Genomic DNA, 22945 nt, shown 5'->3' with positions numbered 1-22945 from the left:
TTAATAATTTGGATTTTGAACCAGTTGAGGATCAGTGATAATATCGACATTAGGTATCGGCCACAGGTAATCACGGGAAGCATTGAATTTACGGTTTTCAATGATCCGCATATCGGCCACATTAGGTACTTGGCTATAGTCTACCTTACCATCGGCATCGATCGTAGGTGCCGTTGCTAGTAAGCCACGGGGTATACGGCCATACAGTTTACTGTTCATGAATTTATCGGCCAATTGCCAGCGACGGAGATCAACCATGCGAAAACCTTCCATGGCCAATTCGTATAAGCGTTCTTTGCGCACCAATTGGCGGAGTTCTGACTGGCTCTTTCCCGACTCGATAGCAGGCATATCAACAGATGGCCTTTGCCGAATGGCATTCAGGGCTTCGTAGACACTGGCATCGATTTGGTTGGCTTCAATCTTGGCTTCAGCATAGATTAACAATACTTCAGCATAGCGAATTTGTGTCACGTTTAACTCCGATTTAGACGGTTGATCGGCATCTTGGATATCCACATACTTGCGCCACAAATAACCTGAAAAAGTGGCGTAGGCATTGGTTGCATCTTGATTCGGTATCCGGCGGGCAGGCGTAACGGTATAATCCCAGCATTGTACACTGTCTTTATGGGTTTCAAACTGGTAGCCGAAAAACTCAGAACCGGGTAAGGCAATGGTAAAGCCCAAACGGGGATCGCGGTTTTCAAAGGGCTTAGCAGGGTTGAATAACGGTGATTTATCGATTTCCTTTCCATCGGTACACAGGAAAGCATCTACGAGTGATTGCGACGGAATTTTATTACTCGTTCCCTTCCCGTTTCTCGAGATCAGGTTGGTTGCATTAAAGGTTTTGGTATCCGACTGCCGAAGGTATTGCAAGGCAAAGATGATTTCAGGTGAATTTTCACCAGCATAACTAAACAGTTCTCCAAAGTTGGGATGCAGCGAATAGGTCTGTAAATCCATCACCGCCTGGGCGGAAGCAATCGCCTCGTTCCATAGGCCGGCATGTAAAGCAGCACGTGCGCGGGTAGCCAAGGCAGCGCCTTTGGTGGCCCGACCGGTTTCGGCCTGCGTTACCGGTAAAATATCGGCGGCTTCCTGCAATTCTTGTAAAATGAAGGTTACCACTTCTGCTTTTGCCGTACGCGGAATTTGATTGTCTTCCAAGCTTAACCCGTGTTGCAACAGGGGCACATCGCCAAAATAGTCAACGAGGTATTGGTAGGTATAGGCCCGAACAAAACGTGCTTCGGCTTGATATTCCTGGTATTGGGTAGCATCCATTTGTCCATCTAACTTGTTCATGTTATCCAGGATAAAATTGCATTTACCAATTACCTTGAAGGCATTGGTCCAAACGTTGACCACATAACCATTGTTACTGTCGTGATCGCCACGGCCTAACGATTGCAGGTTGGAAACATTACGATCCCAACCAATATCGGTGGCATCATCAATGGTCAGGTTGTTGGGCATCCCGTCAATGGGTTGGTAGTTCAGGGCACTATACAAACCGTTAACGACCAATGTTAATTCATCTACATTATTGAAATAATTATCGTCAGACGGCCCTGAAAGCGGGTTTCGATCCAGGTAATCGCTACAAGACGTCAGGTATACGCCCAGTAGTAAACCTATTATATATATTGTTGTTCTTTTCATCATTTGATATTTTTATTAGTCGTAAGTTTCAAGTTCTAGGTTATACGTGCGCTCTTGCCCTTTACACGATTAAACATATGATATACAAACGTATAACTCAAAAGATTTTTGCTCTTACAACGTATGACTTATAACGTATAACTCAACACTTAAAAAGTTGCTTCCAAGCCAAAGGTATACACCTTCACTTGGGGATAATAATTACCCGCACCCACTGGTGCTTCCACGTCATAACCTTCTAAAAAGCTATCCGCCGTGAAGAGATTCGTACCGTTGGCAAAGATGCGTAGCCGTTGGATTTTATTGGTGTTTAACCATTGTTTAGGCACGGTATAACCTATTTGCACGTTCTTCAGACGCAGATAAGCCGCATTACGCATCCAGAAGGATGAGTTTTGTTGGTTATTATTTTGTCCGAATGCTAGCCGCGGATACTTGGCGTTCGGGTTATCGGGTGTCCAACGATCTTTATTATCTTCCCGTATGGTACCTCCAACTGCCCCGGTAGTGGTAAACGCCTGTATACCGGCTCCATACAGATAACCATCTACTTTACCCACTCCCTGTAAGAATAAACTTAAGTCGAACCCCTTATAAGCAAAAGCCGAATTTAGGGAGAAGGTGTATCGCGGTACGGTACTGCCAATAACCACCTTATCCGCTTCGGTAATTTGTCCGTCGTTATTCTGGTCTTGGTACTTGATATCGCCCGGAGCCAAGGTGCCAAATTGCGTAGCATGGTTATCAATTTCTTCTTGGTTCTGGAAATAGCCTTCGGCGATATAACCAAAAATAGACCCTATGGGATAACCCTCGTTATTTACAGTTAAACCGGTAGATCTTCTTCCTTTCATATCGACAACCTTATTATGCACATCTGACAGGTTGAGGTTCAAGCTATATTTAAATTCCCGTTGGGCATTGCTGTGGTAACTCAGGCCCAATTCCCATCCCTTATTCTCCACCACACCGGCATTTTGGTAGGGAGCCGCCAAACCAATAATCAATGGAACATCTAATTGCAATAGAATGTCGTCGGTACGGCGATGGTAATAATCGGCTGTTATGCCAAAACCATTGAACAAAGCCAGATCCAATCCGATATTTTTTTCTTCCGTACTTTCCCAGGTAATATTCGGATTAGAAAGGTTATTCAAGGCAGCGGTATTGACCACTCCTCCGCCAAGGGTGTAATACCCCAGATCCAGTGTGGAGACGGCAGGGTATGTTCCGATATTCTGGTTACCTAAGCGACCCCAGGATAAACGGAGCTTAGCTTCGTTAAAGATATCTTTTAAACCTTGCATAAAAGCCTCTTCGGAGAAGCGCCAACCGGCAGACACCGAAGGGAAGAAGCCATAGCGATTGCCGGGAAGAAAGCGTGAGGATCCATCGTAGCGTGCGTTGATTTCCAATAAGTACCGTTCTTTATAGTTGTAGTTTAAGCGAGAGAAAAAGGATTGCAACGCCCATTCTTCCGCGCTGCCATCATTTTTTTGGTTTTCGGCCGATCCGGTATGTAAAATGGGATAATCCGGTAGCGCATAACCATCTCGAAAAGCCGTAATATACTCATCTTTAAAATCTTCGCGCGATGCACCGAGCATCCATTTAAAGGCGTGGTCGCCAACGCTTTTATCTGCTGTTAAGGTTGCCCGCATATTATTGTACATATCCTGCCGGTTTTCGTGGCTGAGCGAAGAAACATTCGGCGTGAGGTAGCTTGGGGTTCCATCAGGCAAATACGATTGGATGGCCTTACTGAATTTTTTAGATACTACTGTAGCATATTTTGGGGCATAGTTGACATCGGCGGTAAGCCAGCTAAATGGCTTGTAGGTTAATGAAGCATTAATGCTGCCGAATGGTGCTTTATACGAGCTGAAACCACCATCTTGAGACGCAGAAATAGGATTGTTTCCATTCCAACCCACCCCCCAAGTACCATTGGAATTGATACCGATCTGATTCGCCGGAATGCCATTCATCCATTGAAAGATGTTCTCAACCCCTGTAGCAGGAGCTTCAGTTATAGGATTAACATATTGCAGATCTACCTTAGCGCTTAACTTATCAGAAAAGGTAATATCGATATTGTTACGGATGGTATAACGTTTAAAACTGGTATTTTCAATTAAACCTTTCTGATCAAAATAGCCAAAGGAGGCCAGCATTTTCACTTTTTTGGTACCACCGTTTACAGACAAAAAATGGCTTTGCTGAAAGCCCGAGCCGGTGAGGGTTTCTTTCTGCCAGTCGGTATTGGGGTATTCATCGCTACTGACCCCATTTTGTGCCCGGTAGGCTTCGATCAATTCGTCTGAATATAAGGGCGAGCTGCCGACGTTGGTATAAGCCTCATTAGTGAGCAACATATGGTCGAGGGCACTAGCGATTTTAGGCATATTAGTTGGATCCTGCCAACCAAAGTAGTTGTTATAACCGATGGAAATCCGATCACCTACCCCTCGTTTAGTGGTCACTAGGATTACTCCATTAGCGGCACGGGAACCATAGATGGAGGAAGATGCCGCATCTTTCAGGATAGATACCGACTCGATGAGGTTAGGATCGATATTATCCATCGAACCTTCAATACCATCGATCAAGACCATGGGTCCTGCGCCACTACTATTGGTTGTACCAATACCTCGTATACGGATATTACCACCATCTGCCCCAGGTTTTCCCGAACGCTGCGTAACGGTTACTCCCGGTGCCATCCCTTGCAAAGCCGCGGAGGTTTGCCCTGCGGGCCTTGCCGCGACATCTTCACCCGAAACGGTAGAAACTGCGCCGGTAACATTGACCTTTTTTTGCACGCCGTAACCAACAACGACCACTTCTGAAAGTAACGCATTATCTTCCCGAAGGGAAACGCTAATGTTTTGTCGACCGTTGAGCGCTACCTCTTGTTGGATGTATCCAACAGAGCTGAAGACGATAGCGGCTTGCGCCTGACTTACTTTTAGACTAAAGCGGCCCTGCTCATCGGTAATGGTACCGCGATCTTTGCCTTTCTCCCGGACAGTAATACTGGGCAATGCTTTCCCTGTGCTGTCCGTAACCGAGCCGGTAACCGTGATTTCATCCTGCTGTGCAGCCGTTACACGAATGGCAATGGTTTTATTCTGAATACGATACGTCATTCCCTGAACCGCTAGCGTTTGATCTAATACGGTTCGCAGTGGCGCATCTTTAACATTTAAGGTAACCGGTTTAGCACGGTCCAACACCTCTGATCCGTATAGAATATCATAACCGCTTTGCGCTTGGATAGCCGAAAAAACATCTTTCAGTGAAGCTTGGTCGACTTTTAGACTGACCCGCTGTGCGTAGGTTTTTGCGTGCAGTTGTATACAGGCCAAAAACAGGAGTATTCCGGTTAATTTCATCACGCGAATTGGAAATAGTAGCTTTCTACGCCAATCCCTCTGGATGGCGGTATTTTTTTTATACATTTGACAATTAGGTTTATCTGTTTATATCTTCTAGTTTATACAAGGTTAGACCTAATGCTTTGACCGGGGGCACCGCGAATGCTTCCGGTTTATTATATAGTAGGTCATTAGCGTAGGTGTTTTATGGCATAACGGTAACCCTCCTTCCTTCGACTTTAAAATGTACATTGCCCGAGAATTCCAACCCTTTTAGGAGGTCGAGAAAGTCTTTCGTACGGTTATAGGTGCCGCCAAATTTCTTTTGCTTGACATCGCCTATATAGGAAACCTCGATATTATACCACCGGGCAATTTTATCCATAATGACCGGCAAGGGATCGTTCTCAAAAATAAAGTAGCCGTTTTTCCAAGCTAAGATTTGTTGGATATTGGCATGGCTAAGCTTCATTTCACTGGTTTCACTATTGAGCTCACTCTGATCACCTGCCTGCAAGACACGTTTGACATTAGGCTTACCTTTTACGTGTACACTTACCGCTCCGGAGGCTACCACGGTTGTCGTGAATTGATCTTCTGCATAAGCCGTAATGTTAAATGTTGTACCCAAAACATTAACATTCTGTTGCACGGTAGATACCCGAAAAGATTGGTTCTTCCGTTTCGTTACCTCGAAATAGGCCTCACCGGTTAATTCAACCACTCTTTCTTTCCCAATAAAATTGGTGGGATAACGCAGCGATGATGCCGCATTAAGCCAAACCTTGGTACTGTCGGGCAAGAGGATCTGGTACTGCCCTCCTTTAGGTGTTTCAATGGTTTGGTAGCTTGGTGCTGCTGCTTGATCTTGCTGCTGAACCGTATACTGCCACTGTCCGTCGGCCGTTTTGGCAATATGCACACCTGCCTCTTTGACAATTTCGCCGATATGAGCCTCATCTAATCGAATCGATTTACCGTTAGCTAAGGTTAATGTAGCGGTATTCTTACCGGGCTTAATGGTGTGGTGGTTATCAGCGGTCTTTAGCGTTGTAGGAGTGGGATTGCCATACCAACGGAAGACCGTCCATACACCAATAAGTAAGGCAATGCTTGCTGCGATGGCTAACCATGGTTTAATGAGTGAACCTTGCTTTTTGCTAAGCTCTTGCCAGATTTCCTGATAAACATGATGTCCTATTTCTTCCTCTTCTGCCGAAACTTCTTCATCGGATGTTAGCTTAAATCGATCACGATAAGCATATAAAGCCTGAAGCTCTTCAGGAGAGCACATTCCTGCTTGATACTTCTCGTAAAGCGCTAGATATTCTTCTGGATTGAGCATCGTATAACCGGTTTATGATAAAGAGGCTTATGGTGCGAAGGCACACACATGAATGGTAAAAAAAATTTGTTTTCATTTGCTATCCTGTATTTTTTTGTAATATTGTGTAACCCTTAAATAGGGAGCTGACAACCCAATTAGTGCTTATAAATCCATGCAGGTGCAAACAGTTTCTGATGAACAACTATGGAACGCAGCTAGCCACGATGATGAGCGTGCCTTTAATGCATTGTACCAACGTTATTGGCTGAAGTTGTACCGCACTTTTTGCTATTACCTGCAGGATAAACAGCAGGCAGAACAAGCCTTGCAGGATGTATTTGTGGTCTTATGGCGCCGAAGAAAAGCGCTCAAAATAGACAGTTTTAAAAATTATATTTTTATAAGCGCTCGGTATCGTGTCTTTAAATTGCTAAAGGCCCGCAAAGTGGATATCGTACAATATGTAGAACAGTTGGGCGAAGGATATGGAGAAACCGTAGATAATGAGGTTTATCAAAAGGTGGAACAGGAAGATTTTGAACAACAGCTGGGTGTGGCCCTTCAGGATTTACCCAAACGCTGCCGGGAAATTTTTTGGATGAGCCGGGTGGAGCACCGCAGCAATGATGAAATAGCAGAAAATTTGGGTATTTCTAAACGAACGGTGGAAAACCAGTTAACCCATGCGTTGAAACAACTGCGGCTGGTTTACGGAAAAGTGCTTACGGAGTTGTTGGTGGTGGTGTTTTACTTGTGGTTGAGGGGATAATTTTGACAAGTTGACAAGAATTCCTTATTTTTGACAAAAAACAAGGTTATGAAAACACTCAGTGTAGGCGAATTTAAAACACACTTTTCTGATGTCATTGACGATGTAAAAAAGGGCGCTAAGATTGCAGTTACTTACGGAAAGAAGAAGCAAATTGTGGGTTATTTTATTCCGGCGCTTACTGACCAGCCTGCGAAAAGGCCATTGGGATTATTAGCCGGTAAAGCAGAGGTGATATTTAAGGATGACTTCGAAATGAGCGAAGAAGAGTTTTTGGGATAATGCCATATCTTATCGACACACATGTGCTCATTTGGTCTATCATTGATCAGAAAGCTTTCTCGAAGAAGGTGTTAAGCATCCTGCAAGACCCGGGGAACGTAATCTATGTTAGTGCCCTAAGTTTCTGGGAGATCTCATTGAAATTTGGTTTAGAAAAACTAGCTATAAAAGGTTTTCGTCCGGAAAACTTACCTGTGCTATGCAAAGAAATAGGATTTCAAGTACTTTCGCTTTCTCCCGATTTATGCGCTACCTATCATCAGCTCTCCGCAAGCTATCATAGGGATCCATTTGATAAAATGCTCATTTGGCAAGCCATACAGGGGAACTATACGTTATTAAGTAAAGACAAAAAAATGGAGCAGTATCGACCTGAAGGACTGCGGGTATTATGGTAAAGGGGCACAAGGCCCCAAATTTTACCTCGCCATTCGGCGGACAACCCCACTCCAATCACTCCTTCCTTTGCCATTGCGCGACCGCACTCTAGCGTAACAATAGTTACCCGGTATGAGTCCGCTGATGATATTATTCCGGGATGAAGTGGTGCTCATGGTTTCTCCCCATATGGGTTGTCCATCTTCATTTACAGCCGTAGTATAGCTGTACTCATACTCCCATGCGGCTTTGACAGCGATAAAATCCAAACGAAGTTGACCCGATTGCGGCGTATCACCTAGCCGAAGCCTTTCCGGTATTTCGGGAATTTCGCGCTGCGCAGCTAATGCACTTACAGGAAACCCGGAGCTTAAAATAATATGTATAGCTCCTTGTGCGATGTTGTTGACATAAAAGGCCAATTTTTTTAACTCGCCCTCCAGGAGTTTACGGCTATTGTTTTTCTCTGAAGTGTTGAGCGGACTTCCATTTAAAGCACTAGCAAGCTTGTTATTAAAGTCGGCTACCCTGGTACGAACTTCTTCTAAGGAAGGTTCGGGATTTTCGAAATTGGGATTATCCGTCATGGCCGATATAACGGTTAAGCCCAATGTGGCAAAAGTGCCGTCTGACATTTTACTGAAACCTGAATTTGCGTATCTATTTTGCATAATTGAAAAAATTAAAAATTAAAAATTAAAAAAGCATAAAGCATAAAGCATAAATCGAACCTAAAGGCTCTTGCCAGCGGCTGATAGCCGCCTGCTGATGTCCGAACTAAGTCGGTTTCTGTGGATATTTTCTTTTCGTAAACATGACTAACCTTTTTTAATCGTATATCATCCGTTGATGTACGTTACAAAGGTCAGCAGACTTGCCAAATGTGGTGTCCGATTTTGGCGCTTTTGGCGTTTTTGTCCGAATTTGGCGTTTTTGTCCGATTAAGTGTCCGTTTGGTACTTATAAAATGCCGGTTTTTCCATGGGGAGTTGTACGCATTCCATACGGAAATACACGTGTTTGCTTTCTGGATACGTCTGCTTACGTCTAATTGGTTTTATTAATCGTTTTCCATAAATTTGTATTATGGAACGTATTGTAATTGAAGTGGATGACAAGCTTGCCAAAGCATGGCGCAATGCTTCAGAACAGCAGAAGAAAACGATTAGTAACCGTGTAAATGTTTCTCTAGCGAAAGCTTTAGGAGAAGATAACACGGCTGAATATCTTATGTTTTTAAGTGATCTTAGAAAAGATATGTCGGCAAAAGGGCTTACAGAGGCCGAACTTAATGACATATTGAATGAAGAGTAGATCTTTTTTTGTCGTAGACACCAATTGTTTCATTAGCGCCAATTTACTCGAAACATCTGTGAGTGCACGCGCTTTTGATCATGCCTTACAATTAGGTCATCTTGCTATTTCAGAACCCCTTCTTTCCGAATATACCGAAGTCTTATACAGAAAAAAACTGGACAAATATCTATCCGAGCAAAAAAGAAAGCGTATACTTCAGAGGTTTATAAACCATTCTATCCGGTTTTTTCCTAGTGAGCTAGTAAATGATTGTAGGGATCCTAAGGATAATATGGTACTAGAGTTAGCTTTGGCCTGTAATGCTGCTTTTGTTTTATCTGGAGACAAAGATTTATTGGTGCTTCACCCCTATAGGAATATCCCTATTCTATCAGCATCCCAATTTTTGGAATCATCTGTTTAATAGGTTATTTAAGTGTCAGTTTAGTACTTATAAAATGATGGTTTTTCCATGGTGAGTTGTGTTCATTCCAAACGGAAATGCACCTATTTCCGTTTGGGGGAATGCTTATTCCATTTGGGAATGCATGCCTTCCGATCGACTTAAACCCTTCGGCAGATAGCGTTACTGCTTCAGCTGCCGACATTGCCATCATTCCATATGTCCATGAAGTAAATCCCTACGGGGAGCCGCTATTCCATATACGTTTACCTTATCCCCATATGGAGATGGAACATTTCCGTATGCCCTTGATCCATTTCCAATGGACGTTGAAGTATTTCCGTACGGCACTGCGATCAAGACCATCGGCACTGCACCATATCCGAATGGAAATGCCGTATCGGCATACAGCATTATCGCATCGCTGATGGGATATGTACAATCGACGATGGACGATGCCGCGAAGGTATATGGCGATACGCGAAAGTCGACCGCCGAAACGAAGATCCCCCCCGCCGATGCTTCATTGGCAGTGGGGAATTAGAGTGCATCCATATGGAAAAAAGATTCAGTCAACAAGAAAAGAAACTAAAGCAAATCAATTATGCTAAAAAGCTTACACCTCATTTCTTTAGGAAATTATGGATTGTTGGATTTGTATTTATAAAAAGAAGAATTATCTATTGAGCTTTTCGCTCGCTTCATCAATGCTTTCCAGTTTTTTATAATAGCGTAAGTTATAGATTGCCAAAACAATCTGTAAAAGTACAGAGAGGATAATTGCGCCAGTACCTAAAGAAAAGCCATTCGTATATACAAGGATGATGTCCATCAAAAATAAGAGACAAGATAAGGCGAGTAGGATATAGAATTTTTTTTGTTTCATACGCATAAGCAAGATAGTTACTCATCATTCAGTTTTGTTAGGTAGCGCCAATTCAACAACTTCGTTTCCGAGCATATAAATATATTTAAACAAGTTAAACATACAAGGAATAGCGCTATTTGCTACTCCTTGTATTGAGTTTTAATTGATAATGGGCGGTGGTTCTAGTTTTTTAATCGCCCTAATGACCCAGATGCAAAATCAGCGGTGTTTTTAGTTGTTACCAGCTGCACCTTTGATGGATTTGGGATACCTGGCCCCCATGAAAAATAAAAGGTATCTTTAACAAAATATTGCGTCAAAGGCATGGCCAATTGTTCATAGTACTGTGCATTTCCATATCCATATGTCTGATGAGAGTTTTTATACGGGCCGATATAAGTGAACTGAAGCTTGTCACTTACTTTTTCCAATTTATATTCAAAATCGGACAAATAGTACGATGAACCATCAGTAATTCTCGTCCTGAGAATTAACTTATTTTCTTCATCAAAATAAAGTTCCACGTATTCTAATGTTTCTCCACCTCGTTTAACATTATCCTCAAATTGATTATATGCTTTAAGAAAAGGAGCAGACCAAGCATCTTTACTTACTGCACTCGGCCCTATAGTAAGGCTGGTATATTGCAAATTTGGGCCAACCATAGCGCCAATATCCTGCATCGTAATCACCGGAGTGGTAGAAGTTTTAATTTCTCCAGTTTCATCATTTTGGAAAACCACCTCCATACCCGCTGTTTTTCCAGCATCACGAATCCATTGAATGGCTTTCACTTGTTGTCCGTTAAATTCAAAAGGCTCTTTAAGCAGTAATTCCGTTAACGTATAGGTATAGGCAATAGTAGAAGAAACATACTTTTCACCTTCATTCCAAGAAAAAGAAACGCTTCTTTGTAGCGTATCTATGTAAACAGACACTTTCTGTTCGTCATTTTCGTAATAGAGGTATTTATCAGCTGGAAGGTAATTAATAAAATCGGCCACTTGCTTTTCGTAAGTACCATCTGTGAATTGCTTCAATTCTTCAGCTTTTGCTTTCACTAACACTAACTTACTCTCCTGGAAGCTTCCTATCATGAAAATGGAATCGACATTTTGACGGATAAAATCGAACTCAAAATCGGAATAATATCCCCAGCCGGTAACACCTCCAAACACACTAGGATCTGGATCTGCCAATAAATGCAAATAACTGTACGTATCGAAGACTAAAGCAGGAGCACCGGTATTCTGTAAACGATAAGTGCTTTTATAGGCTTCTGATAGTGTACTATGTGCAAAATCTGCATAAGTGTTTACAGAGACACTATCCGAAAAATCAAAATGAAAGGTAAAACCAGGCCCTCCGGTATAGAGGTAACCAAACCAGCCACTTTCAGCATTTGTTAAGTCTTTCTGATATTGTGTTAAAAGCGCCGAAACACGTTGTTCGGGTAGGCTATCAAAAAAACGCTCGTCATCCTTTTTACAAGATGAGAGTAGGCCAAATAAAGCCAGATATAAGATGAATATTTTTTTCATGTTTATTTTCTTTTTCACGAATGGATTAACTAATTCGTTAGTTCTCCTAAAGAACCCAATACAAAATTGGTTTCATCGTCTACTACTACTAGTTTAGCCCTTGAGGAAGGATAACCCTGAGGCCATTCAAACTTAAATCGATGATTTTTAAAATAATTAATCAACTGCTGGGTAGAAGATTCAAACCCTCGTGCATTACTATAACCATATGTTGAATTTGAGTTTGCATAAGGTCCAATATAAGAGAATGTGATGATGCCATTATCTTTACTCATATTAAATTCAAAATCGGCGATATAATAACTGTTAGTAGAAGTATTATTTGTACGGGTACGCATTTTCATCTTTCCATCTTCATCAAAATATAGTTCTACATATCCTGCTCTATAATTTGAATTATAGCTATTGATTGTTTCATCATATTGATTGAAAACCTGTAAGAATGACGGTGACCAATTGTTAGTTGCCAACGTGCTGGGATCTGCGGTAAGGCTGGTATAAGAAAGTCCTTCGCCTATGTAATCATTCGGATCTGAGGGTACAATTTGATAGATTGCTTGCTGCACTAGATTTTGCAATTCTCTAAAATCGATATTCCAGTTCTTTTGATAATAGTTAACGACCATTTCTTCTTTTTTTCTTAAAATAGCCGCACCTTCTTCACTTGCCTGTTCTACTTGCGAATCAAAATATTCCTGCCCTTCTACCAATAGTGTTGAAATCATTTCAACGAAATCTTCCTGTATGGCAGACATGCTATATGGTGTAATAAAACCTCCGTTTAATGCGGTCTGTTGACTTTGAGAAGTCCAATCTCCATTGTATTTTCCAGCACTTAATTGTCCATATTCGGTGTCATATAATTTATTTTGATGCAAAATATGACCAAACTCATGGTGTATTGTATGTAACATCCGAAGAACACCAGGAAGATTACTGGGGTCATAATTATTTAAATCATACAAAATAATCGCTTTCCCACCTTCAGCAATCCCTAATTGTACGGAACCATTACTATTATAACGTACACTTCCTGCGAAGAAAAACTCTTTTGGAGGGTAGACCTTCATAAAAGAAGGTGCTGTAACTACTTCATAAGGCTTTAGATAAGCCTGTAAGATGGTATTTCCAACTGGCATAACCTGATCTTCTAATACCGGAACCACATCAGCTCCTATACTGATCTTAGCTCGATCCCATTTATACCGGATCTGTATATTGTAAGGATCAAGAAATTTGGTGTTAAGCCATTGATCTAATTCGGAATTCCCATCTTTACGCCAATTCAAATTTTCAACTTGGTCCGTTAAGTTTTCATCTTTGGAACAGTTGTTCATCAGCAAACAGCACCAAAGAAGACAAACGATGATTATGCTATTTTTCATATACTATGCTATTAATCGTTATTACCTAGGGTTTAGTTCAATACCTGCCAAAGCAGCCTCCTCTGGAAGCTGGAATTGGCGTCGCGGATCATCTGAAGCTACGGTAATTGTTTCTACGACATTTCCGTTAACACCGTCTAACACTTCATGCGTCACCGTTAGCCCATGGCGAAGAATATCGAACCATCGCATACCTTCTTGAAGAAATTCATAACGTTTCAAATCCAGTATTGCTTGAGTTACACTTTCTTTAGGATCTTGAATATCATAAAAACTTTGCACCTTAGTTAAGGTTACTGCATGCTGGCTGGCATTATACCCAGATACCCTCTTACTGGCAAATAACGTTAAGTCCGTTAATGCGGCATTGGTATTCCCTAGCGCTACGTTGGCTTCGGCACGATTAAATAAGGCCTCTTCTGCAGTTAGCGCTGGCCACATCAAGTGTCCCTGACCAATATTGTCTGCGATGGACGAATACACAAAATATTCGTCAAACTTTGTTGTTCCAATATTATCGGTATTTCCGCCGTAATAATACCACCCCAAGTTGAGTGTTCCTCCCGTTACATTAGATCCGTAAATACGGCTAATTTTACTATAAGTTACACCAAAGCGATAGGTACGATAGTAACGGGCATACCATGTCGTATTATCCAGCAGCAAAAGATTTGCTTTATCATTGGAGCTGGTGTACCGTAAGAACAATTGATCTAAACTCAGTTGGTTATATTCTGTACGCCAAGGCCTTAAATTAGGTCCGAAACCATCTGTGTAAACCAAGTTGGCATGATCTATTACCTGTTGATATTCCTGCTTAAATAAATAAAAACGGGTAGCAAATGCATGTGCCGCACCCTTTGTAAAATGATATTTCGGTACAGTATAAGCATCATCGCTGATAAGCGATAGGCCCTCGGTAAGATCTTGCTCTATCTTTTCATATACCGAAGCGACTGTACCCCGACTATAATTAGGCTGAACGGTTGTTTCAGGTTCGGTTACATATGGTACACCGATATCCGTCGCTGCTGTAGCAGGATTATAGGTTTTTGCATATAAGGCAACTAACATAAAGTGAGCATATGCACGGCATAACAACGCTTCACCTTTGTAGGGTAAATAAGGTGTCTGTTGGGATTTGGATAACCCGTCTATGTAATGAAGTGCAGTATTAGCTGCAGCAATAGCCGTGTAAGCATTGTTCCAATAAAAATTTGGATAATCTTGATCAGTGCCATTATTATCTTCAAATTTAAATATTGATTCGTTTTCTATACGATTAGCAATACCTTCTGCACCGGCCCCCTTATCTTCCACATTATCTGATGCTGTTTCCGTCATTGTTGCATAGCAACCTGAAGGATAAGCTGTAACAAGCAATGCCTTAATATCATCAACGCTGCTCAGTTCTGCACGCATATCCGGATTAACATCTAGATATTTACTACATGCAGATAACAGGAGGATGGAAAGGATGGCTCCTATATATTTTGTGATCTTTTTCATGCTTATATTATTTTATTTCCTTTTAAGAAAAACACCTACTGTGATCCATTAAAATCCTACACGAAGTGACAACGAAAATTGGCGTTGAACGGGATAGGCTACTCCACCCGATTGATAGAATTCTGGGTCTTGGCCATTCAATTTACTATCCGAATAGAATAAAAATAAATTGTTAGCCACTGCAGAGACAGAAGCATTACCTATACCTAGTGCTTTGACTATACGCTGCGGAAAGCCGTAAGTTAACATCACTTGCTTCATGCGAATAAAATCACCACTGGCGACTCGGGCATCAGAATAATTGTAGTTGTTATATGGATAGCCAGACAAACGATTTTCAGTGAAAGCACTTGCAATAGCGGGAACATTTGTCTTTAATTCATCGCCTGGAATCATCCAACGGTTCAGAAAGGATTTTGACGTGGCGTCTAAATCAGAATATTGCGCCTTAAATATCGGGTCCATACGAATCACGTTGCCAGCGCTGAAAGTTACCAATGCTGAAAGTGTAAGATTTTTATAGCTAACGGTATTGAAAAAGCCTCCGGTGAAAGTTGGATCAACCGATCCTTCATAAACCAAGTTGTCAATATCATTACTTTGCATATCTACAGCCGTTTGGTTGGTTTCACCATTCTCATCTGTAAATAAAGGGACACCATTTGACGGATCTAAACCGTCAAACTTAATCGAAAATAAACCTCTTACTGGATAACCTACTAATGTTCCCCCTTCCGCTTTAACTAAATTCCATATATCGGTTAAATTTTCCAACTTTGTGATTTTGGTTTTGTTATGAGCGAAATTAAACTGGCTATTCCATTTCCAGTCTTTCCCACGGATAATGGAACCATTAATAGTAAGTTCCTGTCCTCTGGATTGCATATCGGCATAGTTTGCCTGTTTTACAGATTCTCCACCTATACCCGCCGTCGTGATAGCACCAATTAGGTCAAATTGATTACGCCAATAAATATCAGCTGTTAGCTTAAGGCGATCGTTAAAAAAGCCCAAGTCGGCACCAATATTTGTTTCATACATTTTTTCCCAAGTTAATTCGGAATTTTCCAGATTTTGCAACTCAATACTATTCTCACGATCATCGGTAATTGGTCTTGTGGTTAACACATTGCGTAAAATCATGGATGAATTAGTAGCGCTTCCTAAACTCGCCGTTAAACCTCTGGTTGCCCGTAACCTCGCCTGACTCATGATGTTTTGTTTCCGAAAAAAGGCTTCTTGATCAATATTCCACGCACCACTGACATTCCATGTAGGTAACCATCGTGCTGTTGTTGAACGGCCCATTAAATTGGAACCATCGTAACGAATGGTACTGTTTATACTGTATTTTTCTTTATAGGAATAGGCACCTCGTAATGAATACGCTAGGTAACGTTCATGATCATAGCCCATTCCGTAGTACTGCAAATTAATTTGCGCCAAACGATCAAAGTAGTTCGGATCAACATAGGGTGTACCCCCTGCGTTATATTGGTAGCCGACACCATCAAAATATTTGTTTTGTCGATCGATATACCGCAATTCCGTTACGCCATAAAGATCAACCATGTGGTCTTCATTAAATGTTTGTGACCAATTTAAACTATTTCTGATGTAATAATTTTTAATGTTATTGTCGGTGGTATTGTAAAATCCCCCATATGGCAAAACCGATACTCCTTGGGCGTCCGGATTATCGTAATCAATATAAAGATAACGATTACCATCAATGATAACGCTGGTACCGACTGCCCGATAAGCCTGCGCCATATTGGAATTTTCGGTGACCTTGGTTTCTTGTTGTGTAGACACATACCGATAAGACCCGGCAAAGTCATATTTTAGATGATCGATGATCTTGTAGTGAAACTCACCTTGCATTTTAAAATCGATAACCTTTGTATTCAATTGGTTATTATCTAACTCATTGATGATATTAAAAGGAGCGTAATTATTTGTAAAATATTCCAGGTTACCATCGCTATCGTATGCCGTTAAAGCTCTACTCGTATTTAACGAATAGCTAAAAGGATTAATATCGAACTCCCTAGAATATTCACCGGTTACCACATTGGTAGAGCGGGTTTGAGATCCAGGTGAACGTTGATCACGAATCGAGCCCGTTGCAATTAAACCTATGTCAACTTTTGGAGAAAGCTTAAAGTTTCCCCGAACATTTCCAGTATATCGCTGAACATGATCAGCTATTGTCCATCCTCCATCATTTAAATAACTTGTAGAAAAATACAATTGTGAATTTTCTGTTCCTGAGGTGATATCTACAGAATGTTCTTGCAACAAGGAATTCTTAAACAATACATCAAACCAATTTGTATTGGCATTTGCATAGCGCGTAAGAAACTCCCGCTCGCTAACAGCATTATTTTTTAAAGCCCAAGTATTAGAGGTTTCATCGTAGTCATAAAGCGCATTATACATTTTGCCAAAGACTCCCGATGATCTGGCATTTGCTGTACCTGCTTGGTCTAGCCAACCTTTATCACGCATTTCTAAATATACGGCCATCTGATCCGCCGAATTCATAATATCATATTGGCTATAATCTGGCTTTAGAAAACTCGTAAAATTACCTGAGTACGATACTTTTGCCTTTCCACCTGTGTCTTTCCCTTTTTTCGTGGTAACCACAATAACACCATTCATAGCGCGAGCTCCATACATGGCCGTTGCCGCCGCATCCTTTAGAATTTGAAAGCTTTCGATATCATTAGGATTTAAACCTGCCAATGTCGAACCAACTAATGTATTTGGGTCTCCAGTTGTTAGCTGCTCGTTAGAAACATTAACCATATCTTCCATAATAATACCATCAATAACCCATAATGGCCTATTATCGCCCGAAAGAGAAGTTGCTCCCCTTACTCTAATTTTAGGTGCCGCTCCGAAGGAACCGGATACATTTTGAATGGAAAGGCCAGCCACTTTACCTTCTAGCATTCGGGTAGCATCAGGCACTCCAGGCCTTTCAGCATCAACCGCTTTTACTAAATCTGTTGACCCGGTAAATAATTTTCGATCAATAGATTGATAACCTGTGTTGACTACAACTTCGCTAAGCTCACTGATACTCTCTTGCAGAACAACATTAATAGTTGATTTTCCTGAAATTGGTATTTCCTGAACGATATAACCCAACATCCGGAAAACCAAAACGCCATTAGCAGAAGCGCTTATGGCGTAATTTCCGTCTATATTAGTAGTGACGGCTGTCTTTGTTCCTTTAATTGTAACATTTACTCCTGGAAGTGTTTCCCCATTTGTACTGGTTACCCGACCTCTGATCGGCTGCTGGCGAACTGTAGTAGATGTACCTTTTTTAATCACTACTTGATTACCAACAACTTCGTACCCTAAATCGGTATGATTTAGGAGAGACCGCAGTATCTGGGATAAGGCTTCATTGTTAGCACGAATACTAACTGCTTTATCCGTTTCGGCCATAGAACTATACACAAACTCAACATGCGTTTGCTTATTCAGTTCTTTTAATACATTGGACAGTGTCTGGTTAACCATCGCCAGACTGGCCCGTTTATTGAGTACTCCTTGGGCCCTGCTACCAGCCGAATAGGCTAACTGTAGCGTTGTGAGGAGTACAGCCGTTGTTATGGTGGTTAAACGCATAAGGGTGATGTATAGACTGTTTCTATCACAATTTATTTTCATACATTTATACGAGTTAAAGTTTAACTAAGCGGTTAAGCGGTTGCCGCCGCAATAACCAACAATTTCCTGGAAAGGTGCATTGCCGTGCACCTTTTCTTTTTTGAATTTCTTAAGGAATGCGTAAGGGAGGGGTTAAGTAAATTTTCTTCATGCTTTGCTATTAAATTAATTTTTAGGGTTTTATTAACATCCGTTAGATTGAAACCGCACCTCCTTTCCAGTTCGTTTATAAGTAGCCGATATGGAAATACTAATCGATTTTAATAACTCGTCGATAGGCTGACTAGAGCTGAACGAACCGGTTAGCCGACAATTTGCGGTGATGTTTTTATCATAACTAAAATGGACGCCATAGGCTTTGGAGATACGATATAATACTTCATGGAGCGGTGTTTGATTGAAAATTAAGTTACCTTCTTTAAGGTTTTGTGCCGTTAAAGTCGTTCCGGTAGCGACTTTCGTCAATTTATCGGTTGTCTTCTGATACCAAACAGCCTCTTGCGGAGCTAGCAAAATACCATCATCTTCTTTTCCGATGAGATAAACATTGACCGCTCCTTCTTGTAAAATAACTCCCGTTTCATCGCTTTCAGGATAGGCCGAAATATTAAAGCTCGTTCCTAAAACTTTTGTCAGCAAGTGAGGAGTGGATACGATAAAGGAATGATTGCTATCCTTGCTTACTTCAAAATAAGCTTCACCAGATAGCTCTACTAGGCGCTCTTTGCCTTTAAACTGTTTAGGATAACTGAGCGTAGACCCACCTTGTAACCAAACTTGAGTACCATCGCTTAGCATGAACTGTTTACGATGGCCAGGCGCTGTAGATATGCTGAGCATGGGCTCTGCCGTGCGTATTGTCGGGATTTGATTTTTCCAGAAGGCTAGGATACCTAGCACTAAAGCTACCGCTGCGGCGGCTACATATAGCCAAGAGAAACGCCTCAAATCCCGCGGTTTTTCTTCATTATATTTTTTCTGTTTGGTATCCTGTAAAATTTCATCGAATACTTGATCCAACCATATTTTTTGCGACCGTTCACTTAACGATTGCCATTGGTTGATGCTGGAATTGTTTTTTTCCAGCCATTTTTCAATTATAACACGCTCCTGCGGCGTACATTCGCCACGCGTATAACGATATAGCAGTTGTTCTGCTTCATTTAAGCCCATGCCTATACTTCTTTAATAAAAAAACCCTTGTTTAATTGGTCCGTTTAATGGTTATATAGACATGACGTATGAAACGCATTTTAGTACTATAAAAATTTTGTATTTTCCTCATTTTTTTTGATAATGGTTAAAAAAACAGTTTTTTTCAACCATTAAAACAAGAAAAGGTTCAACAGATAGATTTACGGTTATTTTTTATCAGGCAATCGAAAAAATTAGCTTCCTTTTATCAAGAAACCAGCCAATCCAGCAGCCATAAAACGGAAAAACTTTGGATCACGATAGACTTACGCAACAAATTCAATGCAGTATTTAACTGATTTTTAACCGTCTGCTCTGACAACTGAAGTTTTTGCGCAATTTCGGCAATACTGAGGTGCTCTTCCCGGCTAAGTTGATAAATCTCTCGCACACGTTTGGGCATTTCATCAACGGCAGAAGCAATAATTTGTTGCACATCTTTGGCCTCGAGTAATTGGTCTGGACTGTGATAAAGGACCGTTAATTGCTTTAATCGTTGTGCATAACTCTCTTGCGTACTATTTTTTCGGATATGATCAACAATACGGTTACGCGCTATCGTAAATAGTAGGGGCTCCAAGCCTTTGTTTGGCGTCATAGCCATTCGCTGTTCCCAAAGCTGAACAAAAATATCGTGGATAACATCACGGGCTTCTTCTAACGAATTTAATTTACTGCTGGCAAAGGCTGTGAGACGATGGGCATATAACCGATAGATATGGGTAAAAGCTTCGCTATCTCCCTGCTGGAGTTGAAGGACTAAATCGTGCTCATTCGCCTTTTTCACGATATACGCTATTTGGTTGATGATTTACCAAAGATATTACCTTGTGTGAAAAAACAAAATGTTTCTTTCAATTTTAACTAGTTAAATTTCCTTAACTTAGCGTATGTCTACGTTAAAAGCAAACGGGCCGGTGCCTACTGGGGATGTAAAAATCTCTCAAAAAAAACCTATTTTTCCTATTAAACCGGCTTTACATAAATACTTAAAGGAATATCAACGGGAGGTTAAACTACCCTTAAGCTATCGGGAATTATGCAATTTTAGTGATAGCGTACCGGTTTATGATAAAGAAGGTAAAGACACCCTATGGGAAACGCCACTTTACCCGCCAAATGAAATCGTTCATATCCACGAAGGGCTGAAACAGATCTATGCCTTATTAAAAGCTTCGGGCAATAACCGTATTGTAGAGCATAAGTTTATTGATCGTATTGATTATTGTGCATTTGGCAATACCCACCCTTTCCGCATTCGGATTGTGAACCGACTAAATGATGTTTATGATTATTTTTATGTCAAGCAGGCGGACGCTTCACGTGTGTATGGATTGGAGTTGGAGGAAATCATGTCGCCCAATCGGGTGAATTTTGTAGTAGATGAGCATACCTTGGTTGAAGAACATATTGTAGGTATACCGGGCGATGTTTTCAGCAAACGTCTCATGGAAAATCCGGATTATAATCCGATCAGAATTGCCAAGGAGTTTGTTAAGTTTAATGAACGGTGTTTTATTATGCTATTGGGTGACATGCGTTCTTATAACTACGTTATGCAAATAACGCCTGATTTCGATGATTTCCAATTTAGGATCAGGGCAATCGATTTTGATCAAGAGTTTTATGAAGGCAATATGAAAGTGTATATGCCTCAATTTTTTAAGGAAAACTTTGCCTATGTACTACTGGCGATGGAACACCTTACTGAAAAGACCGTACAACAATACCAGCAGGAAGAACGCTCTTCTATTGTACACCGCGTACGTATAGAACGACATCGATTGGCCGCTTTGCGGGATGTATCACAAAATGAACAACTTTCCCCTCCAGAAAATATTGCATTGTTGAAAACACAGCTGGCGGCACACTACCGTAATCAGGATTACCATCAATGTAAAAGTATGACGGATATTATCGAATTGAATATCAAGAATGTTATTAGGCAGGTGAAATTATAATGCGATCAGCTTTGGCCCAAAGGGGCGGCTAATTTGCTAATTTTTTTGTTACAGAAAAATAAAGTAAATGAAAATGGCATGATATTCGTTATAGTTTGTTCACGAAATTTAAATGTTTAACTAATAAATTCCTTGAACCATGAAGAAAATGAAAAAAAACGGAGCAACGGTACAAAAATTATCGGCTACAGCGAAAAGGATAGATAAACAATTAATGGATTTGTTGGTTAGCGAATTGGAAAATTTCAGAAGCAGTGCCCGCGCTGCTAATCCTATGAAAATCGCTTAAGGAGTATAAAAATTACATCTACCTACTTTATCACACACTCATTTACCTATGAGAAACGTCCCTAGGTCGGCAATATGCAGAGCTAGGGATTTTTTTTAGCAGCGCATCCCTATCCTTCGCTTTTATCGCTATTTTTATCGCATGAAAATTCCGCTGGTTTACCGAGATGCTTTAGATACCGACTTACCGATGATTGTGCGAATTTACAATAGTACAGTGGCTAGTCGGATGGTTACCGCGGATACGGAAGCTGTAAGTGTTGCCAGCAAAGAAGCTTGGTTTAAGGCACATCAAGCCCAAACACGTCCGCTGTGGATGGTGGAAACACCAATGGGTGAACCAGTGGGCTGGATGAGTTTTCAGGATTTTTACGGTCGACCAGCCTATAACGGTACGGCTGAAATCAGCATCTATTTGGATGAAAAACAACGGGGAAATGGTTACGGAAAGGCGATTCTTCGTTATGCGATAGCACAATCCCCACGATTGGGTATCCATACGCTATTGGCTTTTATATTTGCACACAATATGCCCAGCATTCACTTATTCTTGCAAGAGGGTTTTGCAGAATGGGGTAATTTTCCAGACATTGCTGTATTGGATGGTATACAACGGAGCTTGGTGGTTTTGGGACGAAAAGTTTGATCGCTGCTCGTTGTTCGTTATTGGTTGTTGGTTAATCGTTATTGGTTGTTGGTTAATCGTTATTGGTTGTTGGTTATTCATAAGCTAAAACCAACCTACAATGAAATAGCCGCTAACAAGGATCGAAGGGAAAACAATACGTTAGCTGTAGAGCAGCATCAAAAATCTTTGGTAAGCAAAGGCCATGTAAAAGAAGAAACCTTCAAAAAGATTTTTAAGCTGCGAGTTTTTGTTTCTTTTGGCGATCCAAAAGAAAAGATCAAAAGGTTAATGTTTGTTAAAATTTTGGTTATACTACGAGATGATATTACTTTGCGCCGCGCAAAAGCATTTGCTACATATTTTTAATTCACTTATCTTTGC

The 22945-nt window shown here is 41.0% G+C and carries 20 protein-coding genes; 9 read left to right on the top strand and 11 right to left on the bottom strand.

What is annotated here, in order from left to right:
- The 3 genes from ABD930_RS05790 to ABD930_RS05780 all read right to left on the bottom strand — a co-directional run bounded on the left by ABD930_RS05790 (position 1) and on the right by ABD930_RS05780 (position 6390).
- Positions 1 to 1671 carry a RagB/SusD family nutrient uptake outer membrane protein gene (locus tag ABD930_RS05790; RefSeq protein ID WP_345230753.1) on the bottom strand — a complete coding sequence of 557 codons (1671 nt, stop codon included), beginning with the start codon at positions 1669 to 1671 and terminating at the stop codon, positions 1 to 3.
- 146 nt (positions 1672 to 1817) lie between these two features.
- The gene (locus ABD930_RS05785) at positions 1818 to 5129 is read right to left on the bottom strand and encodes a TonB-dependent receptor (RefSeq protein ID WP_345230752.1); all 3312 of its coding nucleotides are present in this window, start codon (positions 5127 to 5129) and stop codon (positions 1818 to 1820) included.
- 121 nt (positions 5130 to 5250) lie between these two features.
- The gene (locus ABD930_RS05780; protein WP_345230751.1) at positions 5251 to 6390 is read right to left on the bottom strand and encodes a FecR family protein; all 1140 of its coding nucleotides are present in this window, start codon (positions 6388 to 6390) and stop codon (positions 5251 to 5253) included.
- Between the two features lie 160 nt (positions 6391 to 6550).
- On the opposite strand from ABD930_RS05780, the gene ABD930_RS05775 reads away from it, so the two are divergent.
- From ABD930_RS05775 to ABD930_RS05765, 3 genes are read left to right on the top strand one after another with little or no spacing between them, the layout of a single operon-like run.
- Complete coding sequence (locus ABD930_RS05775) at positions 6551 to 7141, top strand: RNA polymerase sigma factor (protein ID WP_345230750.1); 591 nt, start codon at positions 6551 to 6553, stop codon at positions 7139 to 7141.
- Positions 7142 to 7189: 48 nt separating this feature from the next.
- Complete coding sequence (locus ABD930_RS05770; protein ID WP_345230749.1) at positions 7190 to 7423, top strand: type II toxin-antitoxin system Phd/YefM family antitoxin; 234 nt, start codon at positions 7190 to 7192, stop codon at positions 7421 to 7423.
- Positions 7423 to 7821, top strand: a complete 399-nt coding sequence (locus ABD930_RS05765; RefSeq protein WP_345230748.1) for a type II toxin-antitoxin system VapC family toxin — start codon at positions 7423 to 7425, stop codon at positions 7819 to 7821. The genes ABD930_RS05770 and ABD930_RS05765 overlap by 1 nt, the downstream gene beginning before the upstream one ends.
- 21 nt (positions 7822 to 7842) lie before the next feature.
- Here the strand turns inward: ABD930_RS05765 and ABD930_RS05760 are convergent, their stop codons facing one another.
- Positions 7843 to 8472 (bottom strand): fibronectin type III domain-containing protein, encoded by a 630-nt coding sequence (locus tag ABD930_RS05760; protein ID WP_345230747.1) that lies wholly within the window; start codon positions 8470 to 8472, stop codon positions 7843 to 7845.
- 415 nt (positions 8473 to 8887) lie between these two features.
- Between ABD930_RS05760 and ABD930_RS05755 the strand changes: the two genes are divergently transcribed.
- The 3 genes from ABD930_RS05755 to ABD930_RS05745 all read left to right on the top strand — a co-directional run bounded on the left by ABD930_RS05755 (position 8888) and on the right by ABD930_RS05745 (position 9928).
- Positions 8888 to 9115 carry a hypothetical protein gene (locus ABD930_RS05755; RefSeq protein ID WP_345230746.1) on the top strand — a complete coding sequence of 76 codons (228 nt, stop codon included), beginning with the start codon at positions 8888 to 8890 and terminating at the stop codon, positions 9113 to 9115.
- Positions 9105 to 9521, top strand: coding sequence for a putative toxin-antitoxin system toxin component, PIN family (locus ABD930_RS05750; protein WP_345230745.1), 417 nt, complete (start codon positions 9105 to 9107; stop codon positions 9519 to 9521). Before ABD930_RS05755 ends, ABD930_RS05750 begins: the two co-directional genes overlap by 11 nt.
- A gap of 101 nt (positions 9522 to 9622) precedes the next feature.
- Complete coding sequence (locus ABD930_RS05745; RefSeq protein WP_345230744.1) at positions 9623 to 9928, top strand: hypothetical protein; 306 nt, start codon at positions 9623 to 9625, stop codon at positions 9926 to 9928.
- Positions 9929 to 10176: 248 nt separating this feature from the next.
- Here ABD930_RS05745 and ABD930_RS05740 read toward each other — a convergent pair whose 3' ends face one another.
- The 7 genes from ABD930_RS05740 to ABD930_RS05710 form a co-directional block, all read right to left on the bottom strand.
- The gene (locus ABD930_RS05740; RefSeq protein WP_345230743.1) at positions 10177 to 10386 is read right to left on the bottom strand and encodes a hypothetical protein; all 210 of its coding nucleotides are present in this window, start codon (positions 10384 to 10386) and stop codon (positions 10177 to 10179) included.
- Between the two features lie 164 nt (positions 10387 to 10550).
- On the bottom strand, positions 10551 to 11909 hold the full coding sequence (locus ABD930_RS05735; RefSeq protein ID WP_345230741.1) for a DUF4302 domain-containing protein: 1359 nt from the start codon (positions 11907 to 11909) through the stop codon (positions 10551 to 10553).
- Between the two features lie 29 nt (positions 11910 to 11938).
- Entirely contained in the window at positions 11939 to 13294 is a 1356-nt protein-coding gene (locus tag ABD930_RS05730) for a substrate import-associated zinc metallohydrolase lipoprotein (protein WP_345230740.1), read from the bottom strand.
- Between the two features lie 21 nt (positions 13295 to 13315).
- Positions 13316 to 14803, bottom strand: a complete 1488-nt coding sequence (locus ABD930_RS05725) for a RagB/SusD family nutrient uptake outer membrane protein (protein WP_345230739.1) — start codon at positions 14801 to 14803, stop codon at positions 13316 to 13318.
- Positions 14804 to 14851: 48 nt separating this feature from the next.
- Positions 14852 to 18493 carry a SusC/RagA family TonB-linked outer membrane protein gene (locus tag ABD930_RS05720; RefSeq protein WP_345230738.1) on the bottom strand — a complete coding sequence of 1214 codons (3642 nt, stop codon included), beginning with the start codon at positions 18491 to 18493 and terminating at the stop codon, positions 14852 to 14854.
- Between the two features lie 183 nt (positions 18494 to 18676).
- Positions 18677 to 19666: a FecR family protein gene (locus tag ABD930_RS05715; protein ID WP_345230737.1), complete on the bottom strand. Its 990-nt coding sequence runs from the start codon at positions 19664 to 19666 to the stop codon at positions 18677 to 18679.
- 229 nt (positions 19667 to 19895) lie between these two features.
- On the bottom strand, positions 19896 to 20474 hold the full coding sequence (locus tag ABD930_RS05710; protein ID WP_345230736.1) for an RNA polymerase sigma-70 factor: 579 nt from the start codon (positions 20472 to 20474) through the stop codon (positions 19896 to 19898).
- Positions 20475 to 20577: 103 nt separating this feature from the next.
- Here ABD930_RS05710 and ABD930_RS05705 point away from each other — a divergent pair, with 103 nt between their 5' ends.
- From ABD930_RS05705 to ABD930_RS05695, 3 genes are all read left to right on the top strand, one after another.
- Positions 20578 to 21648 carry a hypothetical protein gene (locus ABD930_RS05705; protein WP_425571100.1) on the top strand — a complete coding sequence of 357 codons (1071 nt, stop codon included), beginning with the start codon at positions 20578 to 20580 and terminating at the stop codon, positions 21646 to 21648.
- A gap of 139 nt (positions 21649 to 21787) precedes the next feature.
- Positions 21788 to 21937, top strand: coding sequence for a hypothetical protein (locus ABD930_RS05700; RefSeq protein ID WP_345230735.1), 150 nt, complete (start codon positions 21788 to 21790; stop codon positions 21935 to 21937).
- Between the two features lie 141 nt (positions 21938 to 22078).
- Positions 22079 to 22582 carry a GNAT family N-acetyltransferase gene (locus ABD930_RS05695; RefSeq protein WP_345230734.1) on the top strand — a complete coding sequence of 168 codons (504 nt, stop codon included), beginning with the start codon at positions 22079 to 22081 and terminating at the stop codon, positions 22580 to 22582.
- Positions 22583 to 22945: the final 363 nt, after the last annotated feature.

It is taken from the genome of Olivibacter ginsenosidimutans (genome assembly GCF_039542865.1).
GTDB lineage: Bacteria > Bacteroidota > Bacteroidia > Sphingobacteriales > Sphingobacteriaceae > Olivibacter > Olivibacter ginsenosidimutans.
This window is presented reverse-complemented; position numbering and strand designations above follow the sequence as displayed.